The sequence below is a fragment of the Pseudomonas sp. Y24-6 genome, assembly GCF_020295325.1.
In the GTDB taxonomy this organism is placed as follows: Bacteria; Pseudomonadota; Gammaproteobacteria; order Pseudomonadales; family Pseudomonadaceae; genus Aquipseudomonas; species Aquipseudomonas gregormendelii.
Window position 1 is genome coordinate 211,139 of the sequence record NZ_JACBXG010000005.1, and the last position, 18,044, is coordinate 229,182.

General features: G+C 59.8%; 17 protein-coding genes. 13 read left to right on the forward strand and 4 right to left on the reverse strand.

The annotated features are described in order from the left end of the window. Positions 1 to 77: 77 nt before the first annotated feature. The gene (locus tag HYI44_RS11940) at positions 78 to 368 is read right to left on the reverse strand and encodes a hypothetical protein (protein WP_122840068.1); all 291 of its coding nucleotides are present in this window, start codon (positions 366 to 368) and stop codon (positions 78 to 80) included. A gap of 396 nt (positions 369 to 764) precedes the next feature. On the opposite strand from HYI44_RS11940, the gene argF reads away from it, so the two are divergent. Together argF and HYI44_RS11950 are read left to right on the forward strand one after the other, a co-directional pair. Next, positions 765 to 1,685: an ornithine carbamoyltransferase gene (argF, locus tag HYI44_RS11945; RefSeq protein ID WP_122840067.1), complete on the forward strand. Its 921-nt coding sequence runs from the start codon at positions 765 to 767 to the stop codon at positions 1,683 to 1,685. Then, the gene (locus HYI44_RS11950) at positions 1,682 to 2,791 is read left to right on the forward strand and encodes an ABC transporter ATP-binding protein (protein ID WP_225569490.1); all 1,110 of its coding nucleotides are present in this window, start codon (positions 1,682 to 1,684) and stop codon (positions 2,789 to 2,791) included. The genes argF and HYI44_RS11950 overlap by 4 nt, the downstream gene beginning before the upstream one ends. Positions 2,792 to 2,930: 139 nt before the next feature. Here the strand turns inward: HYI44_RS11950 and ybaK are convergent, their stop codons facing one another. Continuing rightward, positions 2,931 to 3,401, reverse strand: coding sequence for a Cys-tRNA(Pro) deacylase (gene ybaK, locus HYI44_RS11960; RefSeq protein WP_122840065.1), 471 nt, complete (start codon positions 3,399 to 3,401; stop codon positions 2,931 to 2,933). A 296-nt stretch (positions 3,402 to 3,697) separates the two neighbouring features. On the opposite strand from ybaK, the gene HYI44_RS11965 reads away from it, so the two are divergent. The 11 genes from HYI44_RS11965 to HYI44_RS12015 all read left to right on the forward strand — a co-directional run bounded on the left by HYI44_RS11965 (position 3,698) and on the right by HYI44_RS12015 (position 16,173). After that, on the forward strand, positions 3,698 to 4,549 hold the full coding sequence (locus tag HYI44_RS11965; protein ID WP_122840064.1) for an MIP/aquaporin family protein: 852 nt from the start codon (positions 3,698 to 3,700) through the stop codon (positions 4,547 to 4,549). Positions 4,550 to 4,626: 77 nt separating this feature from the next. Then, positions 4,627 to 6,132: a glycerol kinase GlpK gene (gene glpK, locus HYI44_RS11970; RefSeq protein WP_045058011.1), complete on the forward strand. Its 1,506-nt coding sequence runs from the start codon at positions 4,627 to 4,629 to the stop codon at positions 6,130 to 6,132. Positions 6,133 to 6,228: 96 nt separating this feature from the next. Continuing rightward, a complete protein-coding gene (locus HYI44_RS11975; RefSeq protein ID WP_045058012.1) occupies positions 6,229 to 6,984 on the forward strand; it encodes a DeoR/GlpR family transcriptional regulator in 756 nt (251 codons plus the stop codon). Between the two features lie 292 nt (positions 6,985 to 7,276). Continuing rightward, the gene (gene glpD, locus HYI44_RS11980) at positions 7,277 to 8,815 is read left to right on the forward strand and encodes a glycerol-3-phosphate dehydrogenase (protein ID WP_225569491.1); all 1,539 of its coding nucleotides are present in this window, start codon (positions 7,277 to 7,279) and stop codon (positions 8,813 to 8,815) included. Between the two features lie 368 nt (positions 8,816 to 9,183). After that, positions 9,184 to 10,098: a glutamate/aspartate ABC transporter substrate-binding protein gene (locus HYI44_RS11985; RefSeq protein ID WP_045058062.1), complete on the forward strand. Its 915-nt coding sequence runs from the start codon at positions 9,184 to 9,186 to the stop codon at positions 10,096 to 10,098. 190 nt (positions 10,099 to 10,288) lie between these two features. Next, positions 10,289 to 11,035, forward strand: a complete 747-nt coding sequence (locus tag HYI44_RS11990; protein WP_122840063.1) for an amino acid ABC transporter permease — start codon at positions 10,289 to 10,291, stop codon at positions 11,033 to 11,035. Next, positions 11,035 to 11,706: an amino acid ABC transporter permease gene (locus HYI44_RS11995; RefSeq protein WP_045058015.1), complete on the forward strand. Its 672-nt coding sequence runs from the start codon at positions 11,035 to 11,037 to the stop codon at positions 11,704 to 11,706. Before HYI44_RS11990 ends, HYI44_RS11995 begins: the two co-directional genes overlap by 1 nt. Beyond that, positions 11,703 to 12,437, forward strand: a complete 735-nt coding sequence (locus HYI44_RS12000; RefSeq protein WP_122840062.1) for an amino acid ABC transporter ATP-binding protein — start codon at positions 11,703 to 11,705, stop codon at positions 12,435 to 12,437. Before HYI44_RS11995 ends, HYI44_RS12000 begins: the two co-directional genes overlap by 4 nt. 171 nt (positions 12,438 to 12,608) lie before the next feature. Continuing rightward, a complete protein-coding gene (locus HYI44_RS12005; RefSeq protein WP_122840061.1) occupies positions 12,609 to 14,510 on the forward strand; it encodes a sensor histidine kinase in 1,902 nt (633 codons plus the stop codon). After that, complete coding sequence (locus HYI44_RS12010) at positions 14,507 to 15,835, forward strand: sigma-54-dependent transcriptional regulator (protein WP_122840060.1); 1,329 nt, start codon at positions 14,507 to 14,509, stop codon at positions 15,833 to 15,835. Before HYI44_RS12005 ends, HYI44_RS12010 begins: the two co-directional genes overlap by 4 nt. 8 nt (positions 15,836 to 15,843) lie before the next feature. Beyond that, positions 15,844 to 16,173 (forward strand): GlpM family protein, encoded by a 330-nt coding sequence (locus HYI44_RS12015; protein WP_163019478.1) that lies wholly within the window; start codon positions 15,844 to 15,846, stop codon positions 16,171 to 16,173. A 1-nt stretch (position 16,174) separates the two neighbouring features. Here the strand turns inward: HYI44_RS12015 and HYI44_RS12020 are convergent, their stop codons facing one another. Together HYI44_RS12020 and HYI44_RS12025 are read right to left on the reverse strand one after the other, a co-directional pair. After that, on the reverse strand, positions 16,175 to 16,843 hold the full coding sequence (locus HYI44_RS12020) for a DsbA family oxidoreductase (protein WP_225569492.1): 669 nt from the start codon (positions 16,841 to 16,843) through the stop codon (positions 16,175 to 16,177). Positions 16,844 to 16,906: 63 nt separating this feature from the next. Then, a complete protein-coding gene (locus tag HYI44_RS12025) occupies positions 16,907 to 17,926 on the reverse strand; it encodes an alpha/beta fold hydrolase (protein ID WP_225569493.1) in 1,020 nt (339 codons plus the stop codon). Between the last annotated feature and the right edge of the window lie 118 nt (positions 17,927 to 18,044).

The window sequence follows — 18,044 nt, forward strand, 5'->3', positions numbered from 1 at the left end:
CGCCTGCCCTGCCTCTTCGCCAGCGACGTTCGTCTTGTGAATCGGCCGCCATCAGGCCAGCCGATGCACACCGGGAATCAGTTCGGCGGTAGCCTGGGGGGGAGTTGCTGCTGGATTTCCTGGACGGTCTCGATCTGCTCATGGGCGACATGCACGCCGGTGAGCTCACCAATCAGGCGCCAGTGTTCGTCCAGGCCGCTGCTGATGGTGGCCATGCGGTCGATCATGCGGCGGCCGGCAGCCTTGGTGACTTCGTCATTGCTGCGCAGCAGCTCGAAGGACATCGAAGTCATGGACGCGGTGAGATGAGTAAGGGAGCGGGCCGTAAGGCCGAGCAGTTCCATGAGTTGCTTTTCTTTCGATTCCATTCCGAAGGGCTTCCTGCGTCGTTCGTGCGTTAGTTATAACCCAGCACTTTGTATTAGCAAAACTTTCAGACCAGAAACAGGCGCGCTGCCGTGGCTGGACGAAAGGTCAGAAATCGACCCTGCCTGCCCGGTTTGATTGCAAAGCCCCGGGGCCGCAGTGTACAAATGGTTCGCTGCTGTCAGGAAACAGGCTTCAAAAGCGCTACTGCGGTTATCCCGTAGCCCCTCCGAATCCCCTAAAAACCGTAGCCCTATTGGTAAGACGCGACATTTAATTATAATATCGCGCCTCCCCCTATTTCGTCGCCCCGTGCGGCTTACGCCGCAGGTCTCGCCCGTTTTTCAGTTAAACAAGGCTTTGAGTATCTGCGGTCTGTTGCAAAAAGGTAGTCAATGATGAGCGCAAGGCACTTTCTCTCCCTGATGGATTGCACGCCCGAAGAGCTGGTCAGCGTGATCCGTCGAGGCGTTGAGCTCAAGGACCTGCGTAACCGCGGCGTACTGTTCGAGCCTCTGAAAAACCGCGTACTCGGGATGATCTTCGAGAAGTCCTCGACGCGCACCCGCATCTCGTTCGAAGCCGGCATGATCCAGCTGGGTGGCCAGGCGATCTTCCTGTCGCCGCGCGACACCCAACTGGGTCGCGGCGAGCCGATCAGTGACTGCGCGATCGTTATGTCGAGCATGCTTGACGCGGTAATGATCCGCACCTTCGCCCACAGCACCCTGACCGAATTCGCCGCCAACTCCCGCGTGCCGGTCATCAATGGCCTGTCCGATGACCTGCACCCGTGCCAGTTGCTGGCCGACATGCAAACCTTCCTCGAGCACCGTGGCTCGATCCAGGGCAAGACCGTGGCCTGGATCGGCGACGGCAATAATATGTGCAACAGCTATATAGAAGCGGCAATCCAGTTCGACTTCCAGTTGCGCATAGCCTGCCCGGAAGGTTACGAGCCCAACCCGGAATTCGTGGCCAAGGCCGGCGATCGGGTGACCATCGTTCGCGACCCGAAAGACGCCGTACGTGGTGCACACCTGGTGAGCACCGACGTCTGGACCTCCATGGGCCAGGAAGAAGAAACCGCCAAGCGTCTCAAGCTATTTGCTCCCTTCCAGGTCAACCGTGCGCTGCTCGACCTGGCCGCTCCGGACGTGCTGTTCATGCACTGTCTGCCTGCCCATCGTGGCGAGGAAATCAGCCTCGACCTGCTCGATGACAAGCGCTCGGTCGCCTGGGATCAGGCCGAAAACCGTCTTCACGCACAAAAGGCCCTGCTCGAATTTCTCGTCGAACCGGCGTACCACCACGCATGAGCCAGCCATTATTGCTAAACCTGCGCAACCTCGCCTGCGGCTATCAAGACCAGCGAGTCGTGCAGAACCTCAACCTGCATTTGAATGCCGGCGATATCGGTTGCCTGCTGGGCTCTTCGGGCTGCGGCAAGACCACCACCCTGCGCGCCATTGCCGGCTTCGAACCGGTGCACGAAGGGGAAATCACCCTGGCGGGTGAGACGATCTCCAGCGCCGGCTTCACCCTCGCGCCGGAGAAACGCCGGATCGGCATGGTGTTCCAGGATTACGCGCTGTTTCCGCATTTGAGCGTCGCCGAAAACATCGCTTTCGGCATTCGCAAGCACCCGCAAAAAGATCGTGTGACCGAAGAGTTGCTGGAACTGGTGAACCTCAAAGGCCTCGGCAAACGCTTTCCGCACGAGCTTTCAGGTGGCCAGCAGCAGCGTGTCGCCCTCGCACGCGCCCTCGCGCCGGAGCCGCAATTGCTGCTGCTCGACGAACCGTTTTCCAACCTTGATGGCGAGTTGCGACGCAAGCTCAGCCATGAGGTGCGCGACATCCTCAAGGCCCGTGGCACCAGCGCGATTCTGGTGACCCACGACCAGGAAGAAGCCTTCGCAGTCAGCGATCATGTAGGGGTATTCAAGGAGGGCCGCCTGGAGCAGTGGGACACGCCTTACAACCTTTACCATGAACCGCTGACGCCTTATGTCGCGAGCTTCATCGGCCAGGGCTATTTCATTCGCGGCAGGCTGGACAGTCCCGAGTCGGTGCAGACCGAACTGGGCGAGTTGCGCGGTAATCGGGCGTATACCTGGCCGGTCGGCGGCGCCGTGGACGTGCTATTGCGTCCCGACGATATCGTTTATGCACCGGACAGCGGCTTGAAAGCGCGGATCGTCGGCAAGTCGTTCCAGGGGGCTTCGACCTTGTATCGGCTGCAATTGCCGACGGGTGCACAGCTGGAGTCGATTTTTCCGAGTCACGCCGATCATCTGGTCGGTGCTGAAGTGGGCATTCGTGTCGCGGCGGAACACCTGGTCCTGTTCCAGGCCTCCGGCAGCACGGCGGCGCAGATTCCGGCAACCGAGACCGGCGTGCGCCGCTACAGCACAGCCAGCTGAGCCGAGCGCAGTTGAACCGGCTCGTTCCCCTGTGGGAGCGAGCCTGCTCGCGATGGACGTTAACGATTACGCGAAGATCCTGACACCCAGCGGCGCACTGCAGTCTTTCGCGAGCAAGCTCGCTCCTACAGGAGCGGTGTCAGGCACGCCCGATATCCGCGAACTTCGCCAGGGTATGTTCGGCCAGTACCGCAGGAGCCAGTTCCACTTCCAGCCCCCTGCGCCCCGCACTGACAAAGATGCTGTCAAACACCTGAGCTGAATTATCGATAAAGGTGCGCAAGCGCTTCTTCTGCCCCAGCGGACTGATCCCCCCCAGCAAATACCCGGTCGAGCGCTGCGCTGCCGCGGGATCTGCCATCTCGACCTTCTTCACCCCCGCAGCGTGCGCCAAGCCCTTCAAGTCGAGACTTCCGACGACCGGCACCACCGCCACCAACAGTTCGCCTTTTTCACTGGCCGCCAGCAATGTCTTGAACACCTGTGCCGGATCAAGGCCGAGCTTCTCCGCGGCCTCCAAGCCATAAGAAGCGGCCTTGGGATCATGTTCGTAACTGTGCACACGATGTTCGGCTCGAACTTTTTTCAACAAATCCAATGCGGGGGTCATGTCAGCTCCAGACTGGGCGGCGGTGGAAAAATCCACTGGCGGATTCTAGGTCATTGCCCCCTAAAAGGCTCTATAGCGCCACTGTTTCATCGGTGCGCAGCAGCGGTTTACCACTCGTCCGCATTCCTCCTGCCTGGTGAACAATAGGATCATTCACATGACTAATAGTTGAAATATGACTGATGGTTCACTTTCGACCTTTGACAGCAGTGTTTCTTGTCTATATTTTTTCGAATACGAATACATTACAAATCGTCCTTCGCTGCACCCAGACAAAAACAACAACGAGGTTTTCAATGACAACTGCTTTACAACAACCGCCGCTATCGAGCCAGTGCATGGCCGAGTTCCTGGGCACTGCCCTGCTTATCTTTTTCGGCACCGGTTGTGTGGCTGCGCTCAAGGTCGCGGGTGCCAGCTTCGGCTTGTGGGAAATCAGCATCATCTGGGGTGTCGGCGTGAGCATGGCGATCTACATGACCGCCGGCGTTTCCGGGGCCCACCTCAACCCCGCCGTCAGCATCGCGCTGTGCATCTTTACCGACTTTGAAAAGCGCAAACTGCCCTTTTACATCCTCGCCCAGGTCGCCGGTGCCTTCTGTGGCGCCTTGTTGGTTTACACGCTCTACAGCAACCTGTTCTTCGATTACGAACAAACCCACCAAATGGTTCGCGGCACCCAGGCAAGCCTGGAACTGGCCTCGGTGTTCTCGACCTTCCCGCATCCGGCCCTGTCCACGGCCCAGGCGTTTCTGGTTGAAGTCATCATCACCGCCATCCTGATGGGCGTCATCATGTCCCTCACCGACGACAACAATGGCTTGCCCAAAGGCCCATTGGCGCCCCTGCTCATCGGCTTGCTGATTGCGGTGATCGGCAGTTCCATGGGTCCGCTGACCGGTTTTGCGATGAACCCGGCCCGGGACTTCGGTCCGAAACTGATGACTTTTTTCACCGGCTGGGGTGAAATTTCCCTGACCGGAGGGCGTGATATCCCCTACTTCCTCATTCCGATTTTTGCACCGATTGTCGGTGCGTGCCTCGGCGCTGCCGCCTATCGCGGGCTGATTGCCCGTCATCTGCCCAGCGCCGCGCCCGAGACCACGGATGCAGTACCGGCCATTGACGGCAAACCGCGCACTTCTTGATACCGTAGGCGCGTGATCCTGCCAATCTGGTCCCGCGCCTGACTCCACTCCCTTCTATTCGTCCCAAGGCAATCGACATGACCGACATTCAGAATAAGAACTACATCATTGCCCTTGATCAGGGCACGACCAGCTCACGCGCGATCATTTTCGACCGTGATGCAAATGTGGTGTGCACCGCCCAGCGCGAATTCGTGCAGCATTATCCGCAAGCCGGTTGGGTCGAGCATGACCCGATGGAAATCTTCGCCACCCAGAGCGCCGTGATGGTCGAAGCCCTGGCGCAAGCCGGCCTGCACCACGACCAGGTTGCCGCCATTGGTATTACCAACCAGCGCGAAACCACCGTGGTCTGGGACAAGACCACCGGCCGGCCGATCTACAACGCGATCGTCTGGCAATGCCGGCGCAGCACCGAGATCTGCCAGCAGCTCAAGCGCGACGGCCACGAGCAATACATCAGCGATACCACCGGTCTGGTCACCGACCCCTACTTCTCCGGAACCAAGCTCAAGTGGATCCTCGACAATGTCGAAGGCAGCCGCGAGCGTGCGCGCAACGGCGAATTGCTGTTCGGTACCGTCGACAGCTGGCTGATCTGGAAATTTACCGGCGGCAAAGTGCACGTCACCGACTACACCAATGCCTCGCGCACCATGCTGTTCAACATCCACACCCTGGAGTGGGATGCGAAAATGCTGGAGGTGCTGGATATTCCGCGCGAGATGCTGCCACAAGTTAAGTCCTCCTCGGAAATCTACGGCCACACCAAGAGCGGCATCGCTATCGGGGGCATCGCAGGCGACCAGCAGGCCGCGCTGTTCGGCCAGATGTGCGTCGAGCCTGGCCAGGCTAAAAACACTTACGGCACCGGCTGCTTCCTGCTGATGAACACCGGCGACAAGGCAGTGAAATCCCAACATGGCATGCTCACCACCATCGCCTGTGGCCCTCGCGGTGAAGTCGCTTACGCGCTGGAAGGTGCCGTGTTCAACGGCGGCTCGACCGTTCAATGGCTGCGTGACGAACTGAAAATCATCAATGATGCCCACGACACCGAGTACTTCGCCAACAAGGTCAAAGACAGCAATGGCGTGTACCTGGTGCCGGCCTTCACCGGCCTCGGCGCGCCGTACTGGGACCCGTATGCTCGTGGCGCACTGTTCGGCCTGACCCGCGGCGTGCGCGTGGATCACATCATCCGTGCCGCGCTGGAGTCGATTGCCTACCAGACCCGCGATGTCCTGGACGCCATGCAACAGGACTCCGGCGAACGCCTCAAGGCCCTGCGCGTGGACGGCGGCGCGGTAGCGAACAATTTCCTGATGCAGTTCCAGGCCGACATCCTCGGCACCCAGGTCGAGCGTCCGCAAATGCGCGAAACCACGGCACTCGGCGCTGCGTACCTGGCGGGCCTTGCCTGCGGCTTCTGGGGCAGCCTCGATGAGCTGCGCGGCAAGGCGGTGATCGAGCGTGAATTCGAGCCGACCCTGGACGAAACAGCCAAGGAAAAACTCTACGCTGGATGGAAAAAAGCCGTGAGCCGCACCCGCGACTGGGAACCCCACGAAGGCGATGAATAAGCCAGCCAAGGCACTCCGTATCGGCATGTAACTGGTCGGGAGCAGATTCCTGCGGCATCATGGGCAAATTTTGCCCGGCAGCCCAAAGGAAGCCCCATGAATCTGCCTCCCCGTCAGCAGCAAATCCTCGAACTGGTCCGCGAACGCGGCTACGTGAGTATCGAGGAAATGGCTACGCTGTTCGTCGTCACACCGCAGACTATCCGCCGCGACATCAATCAGCTCGCGGAAGCTAATTTATTGCGCCGCTACCACGGTGGCGCAGCCTATGATTCCAGCGTCGAAAACACTGCCTACGCCATGCGCGCCGACCAGATGCGCGATGAAAAACAGCGGATTGGCGAAGCAATTGCCGCACAAATCCCCGACCACGCCTCGCTGTTCATCAACATCGGTACCACTACCGAGTCGATTGCCCGCGCCCTGCTCAACCACAGCCACCTGAAGATCATCACCAACAACCTGCACGTGGCCTCGATGCTCAGCGCCAAGGATGACTTCGACGTGCTGCTGACCGGCGGCAATGTGCGCCGAGACGGCGGCGTGGTGGGCCAGGCCAGTGTCGACTTCATCAACCAGTTCAAGGTCGACTTTGCCTTGGTCGGGATCAGTGGCATTGATGAGGATGGCAGCCTGCTGGATTTTGACTATCAGGAAGTGCGGGTCTCCCAGGCGATCATTGCCAATGCCCGGCAGGTGATACTCGCGGCGGACTCCAGCAAGTTCGGGCGTAATGCCATGATTCGCCTGGGGCCGATCAGCCTGATCGATTGCCTGGTGACTGATCAGCCACCCGTGCCGGCGTTGGCGCAGTTGCTGAGTCAGCACAAGATTCGACTCGAAGTCGTTTAACCCCTTCATCTTGATCGGCTGTGCCGACGCCATCGCGGGCAAGCCCGCTCCCACAGGTCATGTACAAATCCTGTGGGAGCGGGCTCGCCCGCGATGACGATCGCCCATGCAACATCTCTCTTGCGACTGAATCCCGCGCTTAAATGTTCGTAAATTTTCCTTTCGCCGCTCTTCGATCAGTATTTTCAATCGAAGTTGACTGGCTGTGCGCGTCTTTATGGGCTACCATTTTCACAAATGAACATTAATGTTCGAATTCAAATATAGATAACCAAAAACCAGAGGCCAGCCGATGCCCACTTCTACCTTGCCTACGCCCCCACTCTCCGAGGTCTACGATGTTGCCGTCATCGGTGGCGGGATCAATGGCGTGGGGATCGCAGCGGATGCGGCCGGTCGCGGCCTGTCTGTGTTCCTTTGCGAAAAGGACGACCTGGCCAGCCACACCTCCTCGGCCAGCAGCAAGCTGATCCACGGTGGCCTGCGCTATCTCGAACATTACGAATTCCGCCTGGTGCGTGAAGCCCTCGCCGAACGCGAAGTGCTGCTGGCCAAGGCGCCTCACATCGTCAAGCAGATGCGTTTTGTGCTGCCCCACCGCCCGCACCTTCGTCCGGCGTGGATGATCCGTGCCGGCCTGTTCCTTTATGACAACCTCGGCAAACGGGAAAAGCTGGCAGGTTCAAAAAGCCTCAAGTTCGGTCCGGACAGCCCGCTGAAAAGCGAAATCACCAAAGGCTTTGAATATTCCGATTGCTGGGTAGACGACGCACGCCTGGTGGTACTCAACGCCATGGCCGCCCGCGAGAAAGGCGCCCACGTTCACACCCAGACCCGCTGCGTCAGCGCCCGTCGCACCAAGGGCCTGTGGCATCTGCACCTGGAACGCGCCGACGGCAGCCTGTTTTCGATCCGCGCCAAGGCCCTGGTGAATGCTGCCGGGCCATGGGTGGCGAAATTCATTCGTGACGACTTGAAGATGGAATCGCCCTACGGCATCCGCTTGATCCAGGGCAGTCACCTGATCGTGCCGAAGCTGTACGAAGGCGAACACGCGCACATTCTGCAAAACGAAGACCAGCGCATCGTGTTCACCATTCCCTACCTGAATCACTTCACTTTGATCGGCACCACCGACCGCGAGTACACCGGCGACCCGGCGGCAGTTGCGATTACCGAAGGCGAGACCGATTACCTGCTCAAGGTGGTGAATGCGCACTTCAAGAAGCAGGTCAGCCGCGAGGACATTCTGCACAGCTATTCGGGTGTGCGCCCTCTGTGCAATGACGAATCCGATAACCCGTCGGCCGTGACCCGGGATTACACCCTGGCGCTGTCTGGTAGCGGCGAAGAAGCGCCATTGCTCTCGGTGTTCGGCGGCAAGCTGACGACCTATCGCAAGCTGGCCGAGTCGGCCCTGGCGCAATTGACCCCGTATTTCACCCACATCAAGCCAAGCTGGACCGCCCACGCGACCCTGCCAGGCGGCGAGGACATGAGCACCCCGCAGGCGCTAAGCGCCTTGATCCGTGACAAGTTCGACTGGGTGCCCACCGAAATCGCCCGCCGCTGGGCCACCACCTACGGCAGCCGCACCTGGCGCATGCTCGAAGGCGTGCGCGACCTGAACGACTTGGGCGAACACATCGGCGGCGGTCTCTATACCCGCGAAGTGGGCTACCTGTGCAGCGAAGAATGGGCTACCACCGCCCACGACATCCTGTGGCGCCGCAGCAAACTGGGGCTGTTCACCACCCCGGCAGAGCAACAGAAGCTGGCGGATTACCTGAGCAAGGTCGAGCAGAACCGCAGCAAGATTGAAGCGGCCTGATCGATAGCTGGCGGTACGCAAAGCCCCTGGATTGTGAGATCCAGGGGCTTTTGCATTCTGCGCTGCACTCCAGGTCACTTGCGCAAGCCCGCTCCACAGCTAATCCCTGCATCGCATTCGGTTTTCCGAACGCGACCTGTCGGTCTATTCGGTTAACCGGATCATTGCACGCTCTAAAACCCGCAACAAATAATTAATCCCCTTATAAATCAACAGTTTGATCTACAGACCCTGGTCTGGCACGAGTCATGCTCTACACTCTTGGACGAATACCTGTTGTGCCGATCCATCAGGCGCCCCAGGCATTCGAAGCACAAAAAGGGCCGATGAACTGGCTCCATAAAAAAAACAATGTCGAGGAAAATTTGATGCGTATCGTTCCCCACCTCCTGGGCGCAGCCATTGCTGCCGCTCTGATTAGCACTCCAGTTTTCGCCGCCGAACTCACCGGCACACTGAAGAAGATCAAAGAGTCCGGCACCATCACCCTTGGGCATCGTGACGCTTCCATTCCGTTTTCCTACATCGCGGACGCTTCCGGCAAACCGGTCGGCTATTCCCACGACATTCAGCTGAAAGTCGTCGAAGCGCTGAAAAAAGACCTGGACCTCCCGGACCTGAAGGTCAAATACAACCTGGTCACCTCGCAAACCCGTATCCCGCTGGTGCAGAACGGCACCGTGGATCTTGAGTGCGGTTCAACCACCAACAACGTTGAACGCCAGCAGCAAGTTGACTTCTCCGTCGGCATCTTCGAAATCGGTACTCGTCTTCTCTCCAAGAAAGACTCCACGTACAAGAACTTCGACGACCTCAAGGGCAAGAACGTCGTGACCACTGCGGGCACCACGTCCGAGCGCCTGCTCAAGTCGATGAACGCCGACAAGCAGATGGGCATGAACGTCATCTCCGCCAAAGACCACGGCGAGTCCTTCCAGATGCTGGAATCGGGCCGCGCCGTTGCGTTCATGATGGACGACGCACTGCTGGCCGGTGAAGCCGCCAAGGCCAAGAAGGCGACTGATTGGGCAGTGACCGGTGATCCACAGTCCTACGAAATCTACGGCTGCATGGTCCGCAAGGGCGACGAGCCGTTCAAGAAGGCTGTAGACGCTGCCATCGTGGCCACCTACAAGTCGGGCGAGATCAACAAGATCTACGAAAAATGGTTCATGGCGCCAATCCCGCCAAAAGGCCTGAACCTGAACTTCCCGATGAGCGACGAGCTCAAGGCCCTGATCGCCAATCCAACCGATAAAGCGGCTGACGACAAGAAATCCTGATTTCTGACTAACCTTACCTCCTGACGGGACCAACATCCCTTCAGGAGGTTGTCACTCCCTGCTGGCATTTTCTGGAAACACTCGAACCGGTGGCTGTCGAGCCGCTCGTGTGTGCCTGACTATCATGGTCGGGGCGGGAACGGAGCTTCCCCAAGCGGGCACTTGTACATCGATCCGAGGGGAGACCCGAATGAATTACAACTGGGACTGGAGCGTGTTCTTCAAGTCTACCGGCGTGGGCAGCGAGATCTATCTCGACTGGTACCTCACCGGTCTGGGCTGGACCATCGCCATCGCCATCGTGGCATGGATCATTGCCCTGACACTGGGCTCGATCCTGGGTGTCATGCGCACCGTACCGAACCGCTTCGTATCGGGCATCGCGACCTGCTACGTCGAACTTTTCCGTAACGTGCCACTGCTGGTGCAGCTGTTCATCTGGTACTTCCTGGTGCCGGACCTGCTGCCGCAGAACCTGCAGGACTGGTACAAGCAGGACCTCAACCCGACCACTTCGGCCTTCCTCAGCGTCGTGGTGTGCCTTGGCCTGTTCACTACCGCTCGCGTTTGCGAACAGGTGCGTACCGGCATCCAGGCATTGCCCCGTGGCCAGGAGGCCGCTGCTCGCGCCATGGGCTTCAAGTTGCCGCAGATCTACTGGAACGTGCTGCTGCCCCAGGCTTACCGGATCATCATTCCGCCGCTTACCTCGGAATTTCTCAACGTCTTCAAGAACACGTCCGTCGCCTCGCTGATCGGCCTGATGGAGTTGCTCGCGCAGACCAAGCAGACCGCCGAGTTCTCCGCCAACCTGTTCGAAGCCTTCACCCTGGCGACACTGATCTACTTCACCCTGAACATGAGCCTGATGCTGCTGATGCGCCTGGTCGAGAAGAAAGTTGCCGTGCCGGGCCTGATCTCCGTAGGGGGTAAATGATGGAATTCGACTTCTCGGGCATCATCCCGTCCCTGCCGGGCTTGTGGAACGGCATGGTCATGACCCTGCAACTGATGGCGCTGGGCGTCGTCGGGGGGATCATCCTGGGCACCATCCTCGCGCTGATGCGCCTGTCCCACAGCAAAGTGCTGTCGAACATTGCCGGTGCCTACGTCAATTACTTCCGTTCGATCCCGCTGCTGCTGGTCATCACCTGGTTCTACCTGGCGGTGCCGTTCGTGCTGCGCTGGATCACCGGCGAAGACACGCCGATCGGCGCGTTCGCCTCGTGCATCGTGGCGTTCATGATGTTTGAAGCGGCGTACTTCTGCGAAATCGTCCGGGCCGGCGTGCAGTCGATTCCCAAGGGACAAATGGGCGCGGCCCAGGCCCTGGGCATGACGTACAGCCAGATGATGCGGTTGATCATCCTGCCTCAGGCGTTCCGCAAGATGACCCCGCTGCTGCTGCAACAGAGCATCATTCTGTTTCAGGACACCTCGCTGGTCTACGCCGTCGGCCTGGTGGACTTCCTCAATGCTTCGCGCGCCAGTGGCGACATCATCGGCCGCTCCAATGAGTTCCTGATCTTCGCAGGTCTCGTGTACTTCACAATCAGCTTTGCCGCCTCGCTGCTGGTCAAGCGTCTGCAAAAAAGGTTTGCCGTATGATCTCTATCAAGAATGTCAACAAGTGGTATGGCGACTTCCAGGTACTGACTGACTGCAGCACCGAGGTCAAGAAAGGCGAAGTGATCGTGGTGTGCGGGCCTTCCGGTTCCGGCAAATCCACCCTGATCAAGTGCGTGAACGCCCTGGAACCCTTCCAGAAAGGTGACGTGGTAGTCGATGGCACATCCATCGCCGACCCCAAGACCGACCTGCCGAAACTGCGCTCGCGCGTCGGCATGGTGTTCCAGCACTTCGAACTGTTCCCGCACCTGACCATCACCGAAAACCTGACCATCGCGCAGATCAAGGTGCTCGGTCGCAGCAAGGAAGAAGCGACGAAAAAGGGCCTGCAGTTGCTTGAGCGGGTCGGGTTGTCTGCCCATGCGCACAAGCATCCGGGCCAGCTTTCCGGTGGCCAGCAGCAGCGTGTGGCGATTGCCCGCGCACTGGCAATGGACCCGATCGTCATGCTGTTCGACGAACCGACCTCGGCGCTCGATCCGGAGATGGTCAACGAAGTGCTCGACGTGATGGTGCAACTGGCCCACGAAGGCATGACCATGATGTGCGTGACCCACGAAATGGGCTTTGCCCGCAAAGTGGCCGACCGCGTGATTTTCATGGACGCAGGCAAGATCATCGAAGACTGCAAGAAAGAGGAATTTTTTGGCGACATCAGCCACCGCGCCGAGCGTACGCAGCACTTCCTCAACAAGATTCTGCAGCACTAAAAGCCGCACGCCCTCCCCTGTAGGAGCGAGCTTGCTCGCGATGAACTCAAAGACCTCGCGTACATCCAGAATGAACGCGCCATCGTTGACGACCATCGCGAGCAAGCTCGCTCCTACAGGGGACGATGGCGGTTTCAAGATTTGTGTTGTGGTTGACCCAAGGCATCTGTGATGAAATGCGACCCCACTCTCTATCGCGCCGCGCCGCCATCACTCGCCGTGAAACCCCGTCTGATTCGCCATCTGTTCCTGCCGCCGCTGGTCATCGCCCTGATGATTGGATTGGGTTACGTCGGCTTCTGGGTCAGTGAACATTTCGGCATCCGCAGCCTCAGCGAAAACGGCCAGCGCCAGCTGGAACTGCATGCCCGCGCCGTGGAAAGCGAAATCAGCAAATACACCTACCTGCCCAGCCTGCTGGAACTTGAATCCAGCGTGTCAAAGCTGCTCGACGATCCATCGCCGGAACACCGGCAGACGGTCAATGAATACCTCGAAGGCCTGAATCGGCGCAGCCGCAGCCGGGCCATCTATGTCATGGACACCTCCGGCCGCGTCATGGCCACCAGCAACTGGCGCGATGTCGACAGTTACCTGGGCGAAGACCTGTCCTTTCGCGCCTATTTCCAGAACGCCGTGCGCGGTCAGCCGGGGCGCTTCTACGGAATTGGCAGCACCAACGGCGAACCGGGTTATTACCTGGCCCACGGCCTTGAGGAACAGGGCAAGATCATCGGCGTCGCGGTGGTCAAGGTGAGGCTGGAAGCCATGGAAGAACGCTGGCAGCGCGCTCGCCTGGAAGCCTTCGTCAGTGATGAAAACGGCATCATCATTCTGTCCAGCGACCCGGCACGGCGGCTCAAGTCGGTCATCCCGTTGAGCGACGAAACCAAAGAAAAACTCGCCCGCAGCCTGCAGTATTACTGGTTCCCCCTGAATGAGCTGCAACCCCTGGCGCGGGAAAAACTGGCCGAGGGTGAGGAGAAACTGACCTTCCCCGCCAACAGCGAGGTGGAGTCCGACCAGGAGGACATCAGCTACCTGTCGCAGACCCGTCCCTTGAGCGACACACCGTGGAATTTCACCCTGCTCACGCCCCTGCAGGACTTGCGCCGTGAAGCGATCAACCAGGGGATCCTGGTGGCTGTCGCGTTCGCCCTCGTGGCGTTCCTGCTGATCGCCTGGAACGAACGGCGCAAGGTCATCGCTACCCGCCTTGCCGCCCGGGAGGCCCTGCAGGAAGCGAACAATCAACTCGAGCGTCGGATTACCGAACGCACCAGTGACCTGCGCGCCAGCAATGAACGACTCAAGGGCCAGATCCGCGAACGGCGCCAGGCTGAAGAGACGTTGCGCAGGGCCCAGGATGAACTGGTACAGGCTGGCAAACTGGCGGCGATTGGCCAGATGTCCACCAGCATTGCTCACGAACTGAACCAGCCGCTCGCCGCCCTGCGGACCTTGTCCGGCAATACCGTGCGCTTTCTGGAGCGCGGTCAGCTCGACGTCGCCAGTACCAACCTCAAGACCATCAACGAGCTGATCGATCGCATGGGCCGGATCACCGCCAGCCTGCGTTCCTTCGCCCGTCGTGGTGACGACAAGGGCCAGGCGAGCCTCGGCAAGGCAGTAGAGGCTGCGCTGCAACTGCTTGGTGCCCGTCTGGAAAGTGCGCACTTGCAGCTGCACCGCGAATTCGCCGATGTCCAGGTGCAGATCGACCAGACGCGCCTTGAGCAGATTCTGGTCAACCTGATCGGTAATGCCCTGGATGCCATGCAGGCCCAACCCCTGCCGCAACTGTGGCTGGAGGGTGAACCCCACGATGGCAAATATCGCCTGCGGGTGCGTGACAATGGCCATGGCATCGACGCCGAAGCGCGCAAACATCTGTTCGAACCCTTCTTCACCACCAAACCCGGCGAACAGGGCCTGGGCCTCGGCCTGACCCTGTCCGCCAGCCTGGCCGCCGCCACTGGCGGGCACCTGGGTGTCGAACACCCGGCCAATGGTGGAACCTCCTTCGTTCTCAGTTTACCGTTGGTAAGCCCTCTTCACGCCGAGCCCCTATGAACCACGAACTGAGTGTGCTGATCGTCGAAGACGACCCTCATGTGCTGCTGGGCTGCCAGCAGGCGCTGACCCTGGAAGACATTCCCTGCGAAGGCGTGGGCAGCGCCGAGGAAGCACTGGCGCGGGTCGGCGATGACTTTGCCGGGATTGTCATCAGCGATATCCGCCTGCCTGGCATCGACGGCCTGGAACTGCTGACCCGGCTCAAGGAGCGTGACCGCAGCCTGCCCGTGGTGTTGATTACCGGGCATGGCGACATTTCCATGGCGGTCGGAGCCATGCAAAAAGGCGCCTATGACTTCATGGAAAAGCCGTTCTCCCCGGAACGCCTGGTCGACGTCGCCCGTCGCGCGCTGGAGCAACGCAGCCTGGCGCGGGAAGTCTCCTCGCTACGCCGGCAGTTGGCCGAGCGCGACTCGCTGGAAGGCCGGATCATCGGCCGCTCACCGGCCATGCAGAATCTGCGGGAGTTGATCGCCAACGTCGCCGACACCTCGGCCAACGTGCTGATCGAAGGCGAGACCGGCACCGGCAAGGAGCTGGTCGCGCGTTGCCTGCACGATTTCAGCCGGCGCCATGCCAGGCAGTTCGTCGCGTTGAACTGCGGCGGCCTGCCGGAGAACCTGTTCGAAAGCGAGATCTTCGGTCACGAAGCCAATGCCTTTACCGGCGCGGGAAAACGGCGGATCGGCAAGATCGAACACGCAGACGGCGGCACGCTATTCCTCGATGAAGTGGAAAGCATGCCGTTACCGCTGCAAATCAAACTGCTGCGGGTTCTGCAGGAACGGACCCTGGAGCGCCTCGGTTCGAACCAGAGCGTGGCAGTGGACTGCCGGGTGATCGCCGCGACCAAATCCGACCTGGACGAATCGAGCAAAGCGGGTGAGTTCCGCAGCGACCTGTATTACCGACTCAATGTGGTCACACTGGAACTGCCACCGCTGCGAGAACGCCGCGAGGATATCCTGCAACTGTTCGAGCATTTCCTGCAGCAGTCCTCCCTGCGCTTCGACCGCGCGGTGCCGGACCTGGACAACCAGACCCTGTCGAACCTGATGAGCCATGACTGGCCGGGGAATGTGCGCGAATTGCGCAACGTCGCCGAGCGCTTCGCCCTTGGCCTGCCGGCCTTCAAGAAATCCGGCGCCAGCGGCAGCAATCAGGGCCTGGCGTTCGCCGAAGCGGTCGAAGCCTTCGAGCGCAATTTGCTGGTGGATGCGTTGCAGCGCAGCGGCGGCAATCTGACCCAGGCGAGCCAGGAACTTGGAATGGCCAAGACCACGCTCTTCGACAAAGTGAAAAAATACGGGTTGAGCCACTGATGGATCTGATTCTAAAAGCGAGCCTGGGCGCGGCGGTGGTGCTGATCCTCGCCGCGCTGGCCAGGACCAAAAACTATTACATCGCCGGGCTGGTACCCCTGTTCCCGACCTTTGCCCTGATCGCGCATTACATCGTCGGCAAAGGCCGATCGCTGGATGATCTGAAGACCACCATCGTGTTTGGCATGTGGTCGATCATCCCGTACTTCATCTACCTGGCCACGTTGTACGTGATGGTCGACAAGATGCGGCTGGAAGCCTCACTGGCGGTGGCAGCGGTGGCCTGGCTGATTGCGGCCACCGTGCTGGTCGGCGTGTGGGTGCGCTTTCAGACCTGAGCTACTGATGCACCGTGCCGCCCTTGGCTTCACTCATGATCTGCCGAATTGCACCCACGAACGTCTCCACAGGTTGTCCGCCGCTGATCGCGTATTGACCGTTGAAGACCACGGTCGGTACCGAACTCACTCCGCGGGACAACCAGAGCTGTTCTTCTTCCCGAACTTCCCGGGCGAATTCGTCTGACGCCAGGATCGCCTGGGCCCGCTGCTGATCCAGCCCGACACTCGCGGCAATCTGCGCCAGTTGCTGATGGTCGGACGGGTTGGCTCCATCGCTGAAATACGCCTTGAACAGCGCCTCCTTCAGGTTGAACTGCAACCCTTCCAGCCCTGCCCAATACAACAGGCGATGGGCATCGAAGGTGTTGTAGATGCGGCTGTTGCCGTCCGTGCGGAAAGCAAAACCGACCTCGGCACCGCGCTCGCGGATCATCTCGCGATTTTTCTGCGACTGCTCAGGCGTGGAGCCGTATTTCTCGGTGATGTGCTCGGTGATGTTCTGGCCTTCGGGTCCCATCTTCGGGTTCAGCTCGAATGGCTGGAACCGGATCTCGGCCTGGACCTCGTCACCCAACAAATCAAGGGCCTGGGTCAGGCCGTACAGGCCGACGACACACCAGGGGCAGGACACATCGCTGACAAAATCGATTTTCAGGGGGGTAGTCATCACTCACCTCGCAGACTGGAAAGCGTCGCAAAGGTCCAACGATACACCCGCAGGCCCGGGGGGTTACAGGAGATTGGGGGCCGGCAACGGGTCAATCTGTGCCCAATGCGACGTGTCTTCGCGATGGGCCTGCAAATACGGCAGCACCGCCGCCAACAGCGGCGCCTTGAACGCTTCCTGGAATCGATGCGCCAGTCCCGGAATCAGCTTCAACTGACTTCCGTGAATATGCGCCGCCAGGTGCACGCCGTGCATGACCGGCAGCAACGGATCAGCCGTACCGTGCACCACCAGGGTTGGTACCCGCAGTTGATTGAGCAGCGCCACCCGACTCGATTCCGCGAGGATCGCCATGATCTGGCGTTTCACGCCTTCGGGGTTGAACGCCCGGTCATAGGATTGCGCCGCCTGTTGCAGCAACGCCTGGCGATCATCACTCACCGTCGGGCTGCCCAGCGCCGCGAGCAGATCAGCCTGTTGTTCCAGCGCTGCTTCGCGATTCGGCGCACCACGACGCGCAAGCAACTGCACCAACGCCGCACTCGGTGCCGGCAGTCCTTCGGCACCGGAACTGGTCATGATCAGGGTCAGGCTCTCGACCCGTTGCGGCGCCATCGCCGCCATGTGCTGGGCAATCATTCCGCCCATGCTTGCGCCCAGCACGTGGAACTGCTCAACGTGCAAGGCATCCATCAACCCAAACGCATCATCCGCCATGTCCGTCAGGGTGTAGGGCGCGGACACTGGCAAACCGAGTTTGTAGCGCAGCACTTCGAAGGTCAGGTTGGCGTCGACGGGTGCCTGGCGCCACGTCGAGAGACCGACATCGCGGTTGTCATAACGGATCACCCGAAAGCCTTGCTGACACAGCGCGACAACCACTTCGTCCGGCCAGTGGATCAACTGGCCGCCAAGCCCCATCACCAGCAACAGCGCCGGATCCGAAGCACGGCCAATACTCTGATACGCCAGGCTTACCTGTGCCAGATCGGCTCGTTCAGTTGGAACATTGACATCGCAACGCGAAGCCGCCATCGACGGCAGGCCAAACAACAACGCGGCCAGTAAAAGAAATAAACGCATGAAAAAACACCGAAACGCAGAACCCCAGTAGAGCGCGAGTCTGATGAAGTTTGTTCAAGCGCGCTGCCACAGTTCCATGACAGTTTGATGAAGAGTGCCGAGCGGTCATATTCGAAAC

Excerpts from the sequence above, each read along its gene's own strand:
- HYI44_RS11965 (WP_122840064.1), top strand. The coding sequence starts at position 3,698 with ATGACAACTGCTTTACAACAACCGCCGCTATCGAGCCAGTGCATGGCC.
- HYI44_RS11975 (WP_045058012.1), top strand. The coding sequence starts at position 6,229 with ATGAATCTGCCTCCCCGTCAGCAGCAAATCCTCGAACTGGTCCGCGAA.
- argF (WP_122840067.1), top strand. The coding sequence starts at position 765 with ATGAGCGCAAGGCACTTTCTCTCCCTGATGGATTGCACGCCCGAAGAG.
- HYI44_RS12005 (WP_122840061.1), top strand. The coding sequence starts at position 12,609 with ATGAAATGCGACCCCACTCTCTATCGCGCCGCGCCGCCATCACTCGCC.
- ybaK (WP_122840065.1), bottom strand. The coding sequence starts at position 3,401 with ATGACCCCCGCATTGGATTTGTTGAAAAAAGTTCGAGCCGAACATCGT.
- HYI44_RS12000 (WP_122840062.1), top strand. The coding sequence starts at position 11,703 with ATGATCTCTATCAAGAATGTCAACAAGTGGTATGGCGACTTCCAGGTA.
- glpD (WP_225569491.1), top strand. The coding sequence starts at position 7,277 with ATGCCCACTTCTACCTTGCCTACGCCCCCACTCTCCGAGGTCTACGAT.
- HYI44_RS12010 (WP_122840060.1), top strand. The coding sequence starts at position 14,507 with ATGAACCACGAACTGAGTGTGCTGATCGTCGAAGACGACCCTCATGTG.
- HYI44_RS12020 (WP_225569492.1), bottom strand. The coding sequence starts at position 16,843 with ATGACTACCCCCCTGAAAATCGATTTTGTCAGCGATGTGTCCTGCCCC.
- HYI44_RS12025 (WP_225569493.1), bottom strand. The coding sequence starts at position 17,926 with ATGCGTTTATTTCTTTTACTGGCCGCGTTGTTGTTTGGCCTGCCGTCG.
- HYI44_RS11950 (WP_225569490.1), top strand. The coding sequence starts at position 1,682 with ATGAGCCAGCCATTATTGCTAAACCTGCGCAACCTCGCCTGCGGCTAT.
- HYI44_RS11995 (WP_045058015.1), top strand. The coding sequence starts at position 11,035 with ATGGAATTCGACTTCTCGGGCATCATCCCGTCCCTGCCGGGCTTGTGG.
- glpK (WP_045058011.1), top strand. The coding sequence starts at position 4,627 with ATGACCGACATTCAGAATAAGAACTACATCATTGCCCTTGATCAGGGC.
- HYI44_RS11940 (WP_122840068.1), bottom strand. The coding sequence starts at position 368 with ATGGAATCGAAAGAAAAGCAACTCATGGAACTGCTCGGCCTTACGGCC.
- HYI44_RS11990 (WP_122840063.1), top strand. The coding sequence starts at position 10,289 with ATGAATTACAACTGGGACTGGAGCGTGTTCTTCAAGTCTACCGGCGTG.
- HYI44_RS11985 (WP_045058062.1), top strand. The coding sequence starts at position 9,184 with ATGCGTATCGTTCCCCACCTCCTGGGCGCAGCCATTGCTGCCGCTCTG.